Origin of the sequence: Collinsella sp. SGI.184, from assembly GCF_050313415.1 — a bacterium.
Lineage (GTDB): Bacteria > Actinomycetota > Coriobacteriia > Coriobacteriales > Coriobacteriaceae > Collinsella.
In genome coordinates this window covers 14,643-26,667 of the sequence record NZ_JBNPLJ010000016.1, presented here as the reverse complement: position 1 = coordinate 26,667, position 12,025 = coordinate 14,643, and the positions used below count along the sequence as shown (strand labels likewise).

The window sequence follows — 12,025 nt, the reverse complement described above, 5'->3', positions numbered from 1 at the left end:
TAGCTCGGGGCGAGCAAATACCGCTGGTGGAGCATAAGCCAGCGAGCCGGACCCAAGTGCCTCAGGTCGCCGCAAAAGAGGAGCGACGCGTACTTCTGTACGCGAGCGACGGTTTGAGCGGCGAGATGAGGTGCTTGGGGCCGGCGCAGCGTCGAGCAGTTACGCGGTTTGGTAAAACCGCGTAACGATCATTAGTGGCGGAAGTGGCGGGCGCCCGTGAAGACCATTGCGATGCCATGCTCGTTGCAGGCCTGGATGCTCTCGTCGTCGCGCTTGGAGCCGCCGGGCTGGATGATGCAGGTCACGCCGTGCTCAGCAAGCACGTCGACGTTGTCGCGGAACGGGAAGAACGCGTCGCTTGCGCAGGCAAAGCCGCCCTTCTCCACGCCCTCGCGCTCGCAGAAGTCCTCGGCGCGCTCGCAGGCAAGCAGTGCGGAGTCAACGCGGTTGGGCTGGCCCGGGCCCATGCCAATGCCGGCCTTACCCTTGGAGACCAGGATGGCGTTGGACTTGACGCCCTTGCAGACCTTCCAGGCAAACTCAAGCTCGGCCATCTCGGCATCGGTGGGCTTGCGGTCGGTGGGGAACGTAAAGGTCGCGGGATCCTCGATCACGTGGTCGACCTCCTGCACCAGCATGCCGCCGTCGATGGAGCGCAGCTCCACCTTGGCGCCGTGGTCCACGCCGCCGGTAGCCAGCACGCGCAGGTTGGGGCGCTTGGCCATGCGCTCGAGCGCCTCGGCGGTGTAGCTCGGGGCGATGATGACCTCGACGAACTGCTTGTTCTGATCGGCAAAGTGCTCAACCAGCTCAAAGGGAACCTCGCGGTTGCAGGCGATGATGCCGCCGAAAGCGCTCTTGGGATCGCAGGCAAAGGCGCGGTCGTAGGCAGCCGTGATGTCCTCGGCAACGGCGGAGCCGCAGGGGTTCTGATGCTTGAGGATCACGCAGGCAGGCTCGTCGAACTCGCGAACCAGGTTCCAAGCGGCATCGGCGTCCAAATAGTTGTTGTAGCTGAGCGGCTTGCCCTGAATCTGCTCGGAGCCCACGAGCGGGAACTGCGAGCTCGCGGAGTTCTCGCAGCCATCGGCAAAGCGGTAGACCGTAGCCTTCTGCTGAGGATTCTCGCCATAGCGCAGGTCGTCGACCTTCTCCAGCGAGACCTCGAGTTTGGCAGAGGTGTCCGCCACGTCGCTTGCCTGGGCAGCAAGCCAACGGGAGATAGCCGTGTCGTAGGCGGCGGTGGTCTGGTAGACCTTCACCTGCAGGCGACGACGGGTGGAAAGCGTGGTGCAGCCACCGGTCTCGCGCATCTCGGCCAGGACGGCATCATAGTCGGCCGGGTCGGAGATGACGGCAACGCTCGCGGCGTTCTTGGCGGCAGAGCGAAGCATGGAGGGGCCACCGATATCGATGTGCTCGATGGCATCCGCGAAGGTGACCTCGGGGTTGGCGACGGTCTTCTCGAACTCGTACAGGTTGACGACGACCAGGTCGATCAGCTTAATGCCGTGCTGAGCTGCCTCCTGCATGTGCTGCTCGGAATCGCGGCGAGCCAGCAGCGCACCATGAACCTTGGGGTGCAGCGTCTTGACGCGGCCGTCCATCATCTCGGGATAGCCCGTGAACTCCTCGATGGGGGTTACGGGAACGCCCGCGTCCTCGATGGCACGAGCCGTGCCGCCCGTAGAGATGATCTCGACGCCAAAGTCGTCAACCAGCGTCCGTGCGAAATCGACGACGCCCGTCTTATCGGTAACCGAGATCAACGCGCGTGCGATCTTCACATCAGATCCCATGCAGTCCTCCTGTCTGGTACGCCGCCGTGCTCTGTGAGTCGGTGATACGTCGATCTGCAGCGCTCGCGCAGCGGCATTGAAAATACTGATTCAATGTAGCGCATCGAGCGCATCGATGCACCCCGTAACGGGCGCATGTGCAGAAAAAGCTTGCGAGCGGGGGTTGCAGGAGCGCCACTAGGCACGGTGAGTTGATGGAACACAGGGGCACCATAATTAGATGCCAATGGCATGGTAGAACTGTGCTCGATATGCATCCGCAATAGAAAGAGGCACTATGGTCTCGCGGGTTCTCTACCGACCGTTTGATACCGAAGACTTCGACGCCATCGCGCTGATCTTGCAGCAGCTTTGGCATAACAATTCGGATAACGAAGAGTACAACCGCCTTGAGGCCGCGTGCGACCTCGCCTATTGCCTTTCATCATCGACGTTTTCGCAGGTCGCCGTAATCGACGGCCAGGCGCGCGGCATTGCACTCGCACGTGCGGGGCAAAGCAGCGGCGCCACCGTTAAGGAGCATTGGATGGATACAGAACGCGCATTGCTGTCGCAGATGCGTGAGCTGGAGCCCGATGCCTGTGCCGAGTATCTCTCGTTTGTGCGCGCCACCATCCGGACCAACAACCGCCTGCTCGAGAGCAGCCCGCTGCCGCATGACAACGAGGTCACGCTGCTTGCCGTGGATCGCGATGTCCACGGCCTGGGCGTTGGCTCGGTTCTGCTCGATGCCGCGGTCTCGCACCTGTCCTCTCGCGGAGCGTCGAGAGTGCACCTGTATACCGACTCCAACTGCTCGTGGAAGTTCTACGAGCTGCACGGCTTTAAGCGCACGGCCACGCACCGCGCCAACCGCGAAGAGCGCCGCCACGACATGCCGCGCGAAAGCTTCCTCTACGAACTCGACCTGACAGCCTAAACCCGGTAGTCAAGGGAGTGTCCCCAAGTGCCGACATCCGGGGAAGTTCCTAAACTGCCGGCATAAAAAGAACGCCCCTAAGTGCCGTCCGTGGAGCAAGCAGCCCCACTCGAAAACTCACAGGGAAAGCGCATCCCAGAATTCGCCTAAATTGCGGGATGTGGTTTCCGGAAGAGAGCCTCTTGAGAAACTGCATCCCGGTTTGAGCGCATATTCTGGGATGCACTTTCCGAATGGCACGTCTGGCGGAAACTGTGACCCAGAATCGAGGCCCAGAGTGGGATGCGCTTTCCGAAATCATCCCATCGGGAAAGTCCATCCCGCTCTGCGCCTAAATAGCGGGATGCGGTTTCCGCGAAAGCTCGCCTTGGGAAAGCCTGCATCGCTTCTGAGCATAAAAATGGGATGGATCTTCCGGCAACAGCCGCCGGGGAAGACCCATCCCATGATTTGCGCTCGCTAGAACGTTCCGCCGCCGCCTCCGCCGACGCCGCCGCCCCCGCCGCCCGAGAAGCCACCACCGCCGCCGCTCGAGCTATCGGAACTCGAAGCCAGCTCACGGATGCTCTCGTGATACACGCCATCGAACGAATCGAGCGGAGACTGGTTTCCGTAGTGATGGTAGTACCACCAGTAGCAGGGGTAATTGTCGTAGAAGCCGTCGGCCTCGCGCACCTCGGGCGGCACGGCCTCGGCAAGCTGACGCAGAACTTCCTTGGAAACGCCCAGCGCCGCACCCATCACCAGAAGTTTATTCCACAGCACCAGATCGCCGGGGACGGCTTCCTTTAGACGCGTGAAGTCCTCGAGCCAATGCTTGAGCGCCTTGCAGCGAGCCGCCACCTCGGCGCCCTCCGGCGTAAGGCGGCGGAACGTAAGGCCCACGCCAATACCCACCAGCACAATCGGCACCGAGATAACCGCGGCGACAATGTTCGCCTGTGCGCCGTCGGTAAAGAAGATGGATCCCACGGGAACAAAGGCGATCAGAGTACCAAGAACCAGGCAAAACACCATTGCGACAATGCCGTCCGAGGCAACGTACTCGCTATCGGCCAGTTTGCCCTTAACGGTGCTCTGATAGTCCTTGAGCTTGTCGCCCACGGGCGTAGCGTGCTGCTTAACATAGTGTTGCAGCTCGTCAAACGTGCGCGAGCGATCGCCGTTCTCGTCGGGCTTAGCACCGGCAAAGAAGACCTTGAGCACCATGCGGTCAATGCCCTTGACCGACTTCCAGCCCGCATCGCTCACCGTCACACGATACGTCTGCTCCTCTTTTTCGCGACGGAGCAGGCCCTTCTTGCCCTTGGTCGCGATTGCCTCCTCTAACTTGATCACGCGATCGTCGGTGAGCTTCATGAGCGTGGCGATATATGCCTGATCGGGCACCTCGTTCCAGCTCATGAGGGCCGAAAGCACGGCGGGATGGTCGGCCGAGGGCACGTCGCGGAAGTATTCGTCCTGGAACAGCGGTTTGGGCTTGCGCTTGCGCAACTTGAGCACGGCGATTGTGCCGGTAAAGGCCACCGCCGCGACAACGCTAACCACGGCAAGTGCATTGGCGATCATGCGGGCGTGAGCGCGGCGGGCGTTGGCCTCCTCGGCCCACGCCTTCTCCTCGCTCAGAATTGTCGACATGCGTTCCTTGCCCGAGGCGGCGAGCTGCGGCACCCAATCGCTGGGGAAGGCGATGCGCGCCTCGGCGAATTCGCCCTGATGCACGCAGGGTATGGTATAGGTGACCATGGGCTCGTCCGCGTCGAGCGACACGTCGCCCGTGAGCGGACCGTGGCCCCATGCACGGAAGTTATCGCCCTTGACGGCCGCCGTTCCGGCAGCGGCATTTGCGAAGTAAACTTCCATCTCGACGTCATCGGAGTCCGCAGACCAGCCGTCGCCCACAAACTTCCAGTAGAGCTCGGCGGTATCGGACCATTTCATAACCGCACCGGTCATGGTGTAGCTCACGTAATAGATCGCGCTATCGCCGCTCTCGTGGGGGCTGAACACCTTGATCTTTACGCCGCCGTCGGACTGCTCAACCGTATAGACGCCGTTGTCGCCTTTGTTTGCATAGTCAACCCTGTTAAACGCGGCATCATCTTCCTCGACGCTCAGCACATCGACACCCGCCGTACCACCCTGCTGGTTGGTGCCCGTATTGATATCCCAATACACGCCGTTGATGTCGTCGTCGAAATCAAACTGGCGTCCCTCGACAACGGTCAGCGATCCATCGGCCTCAACCGTGGCACCGATATAGGTTTGGGTCATGGAATACCCGTCGGCACGTGCAACGGCGGGCAACAGCAGCAGCACGCACGCGACGAGTGCGCAAATGGAAGCAAATCGCGCAAGCAGGCAGCGCTGCCGACAAGCATTGGCAACGGGGGCGTTCATAGGCACATCCTTTGTCTGTAAAACCAACAGCGCCATTGTCCCACGTTTGCGGGTACACATGACGAACATCTAGGCGACCGGAGCGCCAAACGGGATGAAAGTCATGCCTGCCGCCAGCAGCTAATCATTGGGTATTCATTGGGGACGTTCTTAAATGACTAGTCATGAGGGACACCCTTGGCATGGCCCGCGCCAGCAATAGATACCACTTCACAGCTCCGTCACAGGTGTAGCAGCTTTGTGTGGGCGCGGCACGCGCTGATTGAGCCGCCAGCCGAGGGGCATAAAGCAGTTGAGCGAAACCGGTTTGCCCCTTTGCCGTTCGCTCGAGGATCATGTCCCCCTTTTCCGCGGAAACCCCGGCAGTTGCGAAGAGCTGCCGGGGTTTCTGTTGTTTGAGGGGTTAAAGGGGCTGAGCTTGGGGCGGTAATCGAGGTGTTGAGTCGGTGCCCGCCGCGCACAACACGCAGCCTCGGCAACTCGCGAGCATCGACGACGCCCCCCACCTCACCCCGCGCTATACTCGTCCGCATGGATATCAACGCATGCAACATAGCAACACACGCCGTGGCCACGTCGACGGCGTCCAACAGCAAGCTCGCCCCCGCCCTCACGCCCGTCGTGGGCCGCTTTGCCCCATCGCCCTCGGGCCGCATGCACCTGGGCAACGTGTTCAGTTGCCTGTGTGCGTGGCTTTCGGCCCGCAGCCAGGGCGGCAGCATCGTGTTGCGCATCGAGGACCTGGACGATCGCTGCAAGCGCCCGGAACTTGCCGCTCAATTGATTGACGACCTGGCCTGGCTAGGGCTTGAATGGGACGAAGGCCCCTACTACCAGCACGATCGTCTGGACCTGTACGAGAGCGCCTTGCGCCGGCTGAATGACGCCGACCTCACCTATCCCTGCTTTTGTACGCGTGCCGAGCTCCACGCCGCGAGCGCGCCGCATGCCAGCGACGGCACGCCCATCTACCGCGGCGCCTGTCGAAACCTTTCTGTCGAAGAGATCGCCCGCCGCAGCGTTCTGCGCGCCCCGGCCACGCGTCTGCGCGTGCCTACCGTCGATGACCTCGCCGGCGACGTGATCGAATTCGTGGACCGTACGTACGGCGCCCAATGCGAGGCACTCGCCACCGAGTGCGGCGACTTTTTGGTGCGCCGCAGCGACGGCGTTTTTGCCTACCAGCTAGCCGTGGTGGTCGACGACGCTGCCATGGGCGTCACCGAGGTCGTGCGCGGATGCGATCTGCTGGGCTCTACGCCCCGCCAAATCTATCTGCAGCATCTGCTGGGACTTCCCACGCCGCACTACGCGCACATTCCGCTGCTCGTGTCGCCAGACGGCCGCCGCCTTTCCAAGCGCGACCGCGATCTGGACCTGGGCGAGCTACGCGCACGCTTTGGCACGCCCGAGGCGCTGCTGGGATGGCTCGCCGGGCAAACGGGCATCGCGCCGGACACCACGTCGCGCTCTGCCGAGCAATTGGTCGAGCACTTTAGCTGGAATGTCATCCGCGCGCACCGCGAGAACATCACTGTAACGGCCGAGTAGCCAAATACCTCACCCCTACGCAACGTCCCAGGGCTGGAGTTCGTCGCCCAAGCGAACGATGCAGTCGTAGAGCACGGTATGGCGCTCGGCAGGGTTGGCATCCCGATGAAAATGCCCGTAGTACCAACGCTTGTAATCCAAGCGGTCTTCCAGCTCATCGAAAAATGCCGTAAGCCGATCAACGGCGGGGTAATTCCAGCCAGGCCCCGGATAGAGCGTGGGCGAAAGCATGCGCGTAGAGCAGGTGTGGGTGACCACGTAGTCAACCTTCCAGCCCACGCTGTCGAGCTTTGTCCGCGCCTCCTCAAAGTTGCGCTCGTCCGGCAGCTCCTGTGGCCACCAGCTGGAATAGGGAATGCGGTATTCCTTATCCACGCTCGTGGCGCCGCCCATGGTAAAGATCGTTGAGCCGTCGAGCTCAAAAACCTCGCCGCGCGTCAGGCGCCGTATGGGAGAGGTATCCGACAGGCGTTGCGTTAGCCCACCGTGCCACAGCTCCATGGGACGCTCCGCCCAGTGATCGAAACGCTCGTGATTGCCGTCGACGAACAGCACGGTATAGGGACGCGATTCCAGCCAAGCGATGTCGGCGCACTCCTCGGCAGAGAAATCCCACGGAAAGCCAAAGTCGCCGGCGACAAGCAGATAGTCTTCGCTCGTCAGACTATCCCCAAGATCCCAGTCGCGCAGCTTTTGCATGTCGAGGCCGCCGTGAATATCGCCCGTCACATAGACCGTCATCAGATCACCGCTTCCCCGTAAGTAGCTAGCCCACATTCTGCACGATCACTAAGCCAATCGTTCCAGCCCTTCCATCCCTTAGGGCTTACCCCTCGTTCTTCCATCCAAACGGATCAAGCACCCAAAAAATCAAATCGAGCACGCCGCCGGTCATCATAGCGCCGGCAAGGGCCATGCAAACGCGCAGAGAACCGGCACTTCGGAGCACGTCGAATGGTCCCAGAACAGCCAACAGCGCGACCGCTGCGCCGACCACGCACAGCGCGAGGCACGGCCCCGCGTCCTTGACGCACTTCTTTGCGAGATGCTTGGTGTTATCACTCATCAATATCGTACTCCTTAGAGGGCCGTTGTTTGGGTACATGCCGCCGCGGCAGAGCAGGGCGGCAGGGTAAGTGTCACATGCCGTGCGGACATCAATGGAGAAACCACCTGCTCGACCAACCCTTGACGCCGTTTTGCACCGGCACTCCATCCCCCGCTATCGAGGTCTAATACTTTTCCGCGAAGTGAACGTCTGTTTTAGGACCCCTGAAGCATCCACATTTTTCGTCGGCAAAATCGCAGGATTCCAGCACCGAAACCCCAGGAAACGGCACCTCTAAAGTGTCGATGCTTCGGGGGGTCCGATTTAGCTCGTTCACTTCTCGGAAAAGTATTAGACCTCGTCGGCAGCAGTCCAAAAGGCGAGTCGTTTCTCCCTCGCGCAACCCAATAGACACATTCCGCTCCTCCCTCACACCACCCAAAAACTCATCCAACATTAATCTTGGCTCAAGAATCGCTTAATCTATAACCTGCACTATAAAGTTCGACCAAGGGCGGGGCGGCGCCGCGCAACGCAGACCGCTGAACGCAACGCTCGCGCCCGGGCAGATCGCCCGGCGTCGCGCCCATCGAACGAAAGGACAGGTCATGGACGACCTCGAAAAAGTTGAAACCATCCGCACCAAGTGCAACGTGAGCTACACCGATGCCAAGGCCGCGCTCGACGCCGCCGACGGCAACGTTCTGGATGCCATCATTTGGCTCGAATCGCAAGGCAAGACCCAGACCACATCGGCGCACGCCGCCACCGAATCCGAGCCGGTCAATGAACCCTCGGCCGAGATGGTCGCCGCGCAGGCAGCCTACGAGAAGTCGAGCGAAAAGACTGACTTTTCCAAGAAGATGGACAGCGTGTGGGAGTACCTCAAAAAGCTCTTCCGCCTGAGCCTGGACACCAAGTTTATCGCCACGCGCCGCGACGCCATCATCCTCAACATTCCCATTCTGATCCCCATCGTCGCCCTGTTTGCCTGGGGCGCCACGATATGGCTCATGCTGATTGGCCTGTTCTTTGGCATGCGCTACCGCATCGATAGCGACGGCGACGTGCCCGGCAGCATCAACAACCTTATGAATCACGCCGCCGACGCCGCGGACGACATCAAGCAAAACCTGAACGACGACAAGTAATCGCAGACGGGGACACGCATGACACAGATCCTGATCGTAGAGGACGAGGAGAAAATCGCCCGCTTTGTGACGCTCGAGCTGGAGCACGAGGGCTACCAGGTGGAGCACGCCGCCGACGGCCGCACCGCCGTGGACCTGGCGCTGGAGCACGACTACGATCTGATTCTGCTCGATGTGCTGTTGCCGCAGCTCAACGGCATGGAGGTCTTGCGGCGTGTCCGCAAGCACAAGGATGTGCCGGTGATTATGGTCACCGCGCGCGATGCCGTGATGGACAAGGTGGCCGGGCTCGATGCCGGTGCCGACGATTACCTGACCAAGCCGTTTGCGATTGAGGAGCTGTTCGCACGGATTCGCGTGGCGCTGAAGCGCGCGGAGGCCGTGCGGGCGGCTTCGGGCGTTGGCGGCGCCGGCGCTGGGGCGGTCGTGGCGGGCGGCGCGGGCGGCGGCGCCGCTGCGGTGCCCCCGGTCAGCGAGTCGACCAAGGCTTCCGTCGCGCCCTCCCCCGCCGCGCTCACCGTGGGCTCGATCGTGCTCGACCCCGACCGCCGCGAAGTCACGGTCGGCGGCTCGCCCATCGCGCTCACGGCCCGCGAGTTCGACGTTCTCGCCCTGCTTATGGCACATGCCGAAACCGTGCTCACACGCGAGCGCATCGCGCACGAGGCGCTGGGCTACGAATACGTGGGCGACACCAACAACGTCGACGTGCACATCGCGCACCTGCGTGCCAAGATCGAGGACGCCGGCGGCGCCCGCATCATCCAGACCGTGCGCGGGGTGGGCTATGTCTGCCGTGCGTAACGCCGAGGCCAAGCGTGTCACCTCCATCGCCCGCGCCATCAACTGGAGCTATATATGGCGCCGCCTGATGAGCTACGTCTGGCTCGATCTGCTGCTGATGGTGATTGCGGCGGCGATCCTCGTCTATGGATACAACCAGACGCTGCCCGAAGGCGCGTTTACCGCAGGATGGATCCCCAGCGCCGCCGTTCACGGCATGTCGCTGAAGCCCGCGCGCGACTGGGACCTGACAACGCTCACCTATACCGTCGAACTTGCGCGTACCACCAAGACCTTCCCTCTCGCGCAGGACCTCGTCGCGCTATGGCCTCTCTACCTTGTCGTTGTGGGTTGGCAGGTCATCAGCGTGCTCAACATGCTCGGCGGCGCAAGGCACGTGCGTCGCACCATGGCACCGCTCAACGACTTGGCCCTGCGCGTGGACGAACTCGGCCGCATGCAACTCTCCGGCGGCAAGATGGAAACACTGGAGCAGGCCATCGAGCGCGCGAGTGTCGACTCGCCGAGCGTCACCACCGGCGACGCCGACCTGGCAAGCATCGAGGTCGCGCTCAACCGGCTGCTGCGCCAGATGCAAGAGGCCAAGCTGCAGCAGATGCGCTTTGTCAACGATGCAAGCCACGAGCTGCGCACGCCCATCGCGGTGATTCAGGGCTACGTAAACATGCTCGACCGCTGGGGCAAAGACGACCCGGACGTGCTGGCGGAATCCATCGCATCCCTCAAGGCCGAAAGCGAGCATATGCAGGAGCTCGTGGAGCAGCTGCTGTTTTTGGCACGCGGCGATGCCGGGCGCACGGTCCTGCGGCGTGCGCATACCAACCTGGCCGCACTGGTCGGCGAGGTGTGCGAGGAATCGCAGATGATCGACGCCGCGCACACGTATCGGCTGGCTTTTGACGCTGCATTTGCCAACGATCCGCGCTGCGACGCACCTGTCGACGTGGCGCTTGTGAAGCAGACTCTGCGCGTGATCGTGCAGAACGCCGCCAAGTATTCGAACGCGGGAACGACCGTCACGTTTGCCATAACTCCCGATACGGGCACGGGCGCGATCGACATAAGTGTTGAGGACGAGGGTATCGGCATGAACCAGGAGTCCGCAGCTCACGCGTTTGAACGGTTCTACCGCGCCGACAACGCACGCGATGCCGGCGCGCAGGGCTCGGGCCTGGGGCTTGCCATTGCTAAGTGGATTGTCGATAGCCATGGCGGCGCCATTGGCGTGACCTCGGTCGAGGGCGTCGGTAGCCGCTTTACGATTCGCCTGCCACGGTAGGAAGCCCCCTCGTGAATCGAGGTCTAATACTTTTCCGGAAAAGTGAACGAGCGTATTTGGACCCCTGAAGCATCCACATTTTTCGACGGGATAATCGCAGGATTCCAGCATCAAAACCGCAGGAAACGGTACCCTCAAAGTGTCGATGCTTCGGGGGTCCAATTCTGCTCGTTCACTTCTCGGGAAAAGTATTAGACCCCGATTTCATGTCCCCTCAAAAGGTCGCCCCCTCGGCAAAAAAAGGGATAGGGCCATGCGGCCCTATCCCTTTTTTTCGTTATAGCAGCTTGTACGCTACTCGCGACACAGGTGCACGGCGAAGCCGGCGAACTCGCGCTTAAAGTACACAAGCTTGGTGCCTCCGTCGGGCAGCAGCACGCGCGACTCCTCGTTGACCTCGAGCCCGTGCTCGGCAAACCACTTCTCGGCAGCATCGATGTCGTTGACGGCAAAGCCTATGTGGCCCTTGGCGCCACGACCGTTCTGCTTCATGATCTCGACCAGCGAGTCGTTAAAGTACGAAATCGGGGTCTCGCTGACGGGCAGGCCCATCATCGTCGAGAACAGCTCCGCGATCTCCAGGGCGTCTGCCGGGTCGGTGGCGTTAATGCCCACATGGGCAACGCGCATGCCAAAGAGCTCGACCGGGTTGGCGTTCTGCTCGTTCATACAGGCAGCGCCTACTGAGCCATGACGTCGAGAACGGCCTTCTCGGCAGCGACGCGGTTCATGCCGGTCATAAAGGGCACGCCGCTCACGTACGGGCAGGTGAGGCCCTCGGGGGCAACGGTGGTGGCGATCAGCAGGTCGGCGCCCTCGTCGCAAGCGTCCTTGGCCTCGGAAATGGCGCACTGCACGATCTCATACTTGCCGGCGTAACCGTTGGCGTCGAGCATGGTGGCGACCTTCTGGGCAACGAGCGTGGAAGTAGCAGCGCCAGCACCGCAAGCCAAAACGATCTTCTTCATAGGTAATGTCTCCCCTCATGGTTTACTTTAGGTAAGTGTACCGCAGCGAGCGATGGCGCTCGGCCTCGATGCACTTTTGTGCCAGTTTGCTTGCACGCTGCGTATA

The 12,025-nt window shown here is 61.6% G+C and carries 11 protein-coding genes; 5 read left to right on the top strand and 6 right to left on the bottom strand.

Translation table 11 applies throughout. From position 1 onward, the window contains the following. Window positions 1-191 precede the first annotated feature (191 nt). A complete protein-coding gene (gene purH / locus ACQRAJ_RS06480) occupies window positions 192-1,799 on the bottom strand; it encodes a bifunctional phosphoribosylaminoimidazolecarboxamide formyltransferase/IMP cyclohydrolase (protein WP_427728518.1) in 1,608 nt (535 codons plus the stop codon). Window positions 1,800-2,076: 277 nt separating this feature from the next. On the opposite strand from purH, the gene ACQRAJ_RS06475 reads away from it, so the two are divergent. After that, window positions 2,077-2,718, top strand: a complete 642-nt coding sequence (locus tag ACQRAJ_RS06475; RefSeq protein ID WP_427748081.1) for a GNAT family N-acetyltransferase — start codon at window positions 2,077-2,079, stop codon at window positions 2,716-2,718. A 459-nt stretch (window positions 2,719-3,177) separates the two neighbouring features. Here ACQRAJ_RS06475 and ACQRAJ_RS06470 read toward each other — a convergent pair whose 3' ends face one another. Beyond that, window positions 3,178-5,118, bottom strand: a complete 1,941-nt coding sequence (locus tag ACQRAJ_RS06470) for a DUF2207 family protein (protein WP_427728513.1) — start codon at window positions 5,116-5,118, stop codon at window positions 3,178-3,180. A 654-nt stretch (window positions 5,119-5,772) separates the two neighbouring features. Here ACQRAJ_RS06470 and gluQRS point away from each other — a divergent pair. After that, window positions 5,773-6,669: a tRNA glutamyl-Q(34) synthetase GluQRS gene (gene gluQRS, locus ACQRAJ_RS06465; RefSeq protein WP_427728551.1), complete on the top strand. Its 897-nt coding sequence runs from the start codon at window positions 5,773-5,775 to the stop codon at window positions 6,667-6,669. 15 nt (window positions 6,670-6,684) lie between these two features. On the opposite strand, the gene ACQRAJ_RS06460 is transcribed toward gluQRS, so the two are convergent. After that, on the bottom strand, window positions 6,685-7,410 hold the full coding sequence (locus ACQRAJ_RS06460) for a metallophosphoesterase (protein WP_427748079.1): 726 nt from the start codon (window positions 7,408-7,410) through the stop codon (window positions 6,685-6,687). Between the two features lie 85 nt (window positions 7,411-7,495). Further along, complete coding sequence (locus ACQRAJ_RS06455) at window positions 7,496-7,735, bottom strand: hypothetical protein (protein ID WP_427748078.1); 240 nt, start codon at window positions 7,733-7,735, stop codon at window positions 7,496-7,498. A gap of 590 nt (window positions 7,736-8,325) precedes the next feature. On the opposite strand from ACQRAJ_RS06455, the gene ACQRAJ_RS06450 reads away from it, so the two are divergent. Genes ACQRAJ_RS06450 through ACQRAJ_RS06440 form a run of 3 tightly spaced genes read left to right on the top strand, consistent with a single transcriptional unit; the run spans window position 8,326 to window position 10,951 of the window. Continuing rightward, complete coding sequence (locus ACQRAJ_RS06450; protein WP_427748077.1) at window positions 8,326-8,868, top strand: DUF4342 domain-containing protein; 543 nt, start codon at window positions 8,326-8,328, stop codon at window positions 8,866-8,868. A gap of 18 nt (window positions 8,869-8,886) precedes the next feature. Beyond that, window positions 8,887-9,672: a response regulator transcription factor gene (locus tag ACQRAJ_RS06445; RefSeq protein ID WP_427748076.1), complete on the top strand. Its 786-nt coding sequence runs from the start codon at window positions 8,887-8,889 to the stop codon at window positions 9,670-9,672. Next, window positions 9,656-10,951 (top strand): sensor histidine kinase, encoded by a 1,296-nt coding sequence (locus ACQRAJ_RS06440; RefSeq protein WP_427748075.1) that lies wholly within the window; start codon window positions 9,656-9,658, stop codon window positions 10,949-10,951. The genes ACQRAJ_RS06445 and ACQRAJ_RS06440 overlap by 17 nt, the downstream gene beginning before the upstream one ends. A gap of 294 nt (window positions 10,952-11,245) precedes the next feature. On the opposite strand, the gene ACQRAJ_RS06435 is transcribed toward ACQRAJ_RS06440, so the two are convergent. Further along, window positions 11,246-11,620, bottom strand: coding sequence for a VOC family protein (locus tag ACQRAJ_RS06435; RefSeq protein WP_427718886.1), 375 nt, complete (start codon window positions 11,618-11,620; stop codon window positions 11,246-11,248). Between the two features lie 11 nt (window positions 11,621-11,631). Further along, entirely contained in the window at window positions 11,632-11,919 is a 288-nt protein-coding gene (locus ACQRAJ_RS06430; RefSeq protein WP_055252380.1) for a PTS sugar transporter subunit IIB, read from the bottom strand. Window positions 11,920-12,025 lie beyond the last annotated feature (106 nt).

What these genes read in the sequence shown, in the direction of transcription:
- ACQRAJ_RS06450 (WP_427748077.1), top strand. Translation starts at nt 8,326, where the DNA reads ATGGACGACCTCGAAAAAGTTGAAACCATCCGCACCAAGTGCAACGTG.
- ACQRAJ_RS06445 (WP_427748076.1), top strand. Translation starts at nt 8,887, where the DNA reads ATGACACAGATCCTGATCGTAGAGGACGAGGAGAAAATCGCCCGCTTT.
- ACQRAJ_RS06470 (WP_427728513.1), bottom strand. Translation starts at nt 5,118, where the DNA reads ATGAACGCCCCCGTTGCCAATGCTTGTCGGCAGCGCTGCCTGCTTGCG.
- purH (WP_427728518.1), bottom strand. Translation starts at nt 1,799, where the DNA reads ATGGGATCTGATGTGAAGATCGCACGCGCGTTGATCTCGGTTACCGAT.
- ACQRAJ_RS06430 (WP_055252380.1), bottom strand. Translation starts at nt 11,919, where the DNA reads ATGAAGAAGATCGTTTTGGCTTGCGGTGCTGGCGCTGCTACTTCCACG.
- ACQRAJ_RS06460 (WP_427748079.1), bottom strand. Translation starts at nt 7,410, where the DNA reads ATGACGGTCTATGTGACGGGCGATATTCACGGCGGCCTCGACATGCAA.
- ACQRAJ_RS06435 (WP_427718886.1), bottom strand. Translation starts at nt 11,620, where the DNA reads ATGAACGAGCAGAACGCCAACCCGGTCGAGCTCTTTGGCATGCGCGTT.
- ACQRAJ_RS06440 (WP_427748075.1), top strand. Translation starts at nt 9,656, where the DNA reads ATGTCTGCCGTGCGTAACGCCGAGGCCAAGCGTGTCACCTCCATCGCC.
- gluQRS (WP_427728551.1), top strand. Translation starts at nt 5,773, where the DNA reads ATGCACCTGGGCAACGTGTTCAGTTGCCTGTGTGCGTGGCTTTCGGCC.
- ACQRAJ_RS06455 (WP_427748078.1), bottom strand. Translation starts at nt 7,735, where the DNA reads ATGAGTGATAACACCAAGCATCTCGCAAAGAAGTGCGTCAAGGACGCG.
- ACQRAJ_RS06475 (WP_427748081.1), top strand. Translation starts at nt 2,077, where the DNA reads ATGGTCTCGCGGGTTCTCTACCGACCGTTTGATACCGAAGACTTCGAC.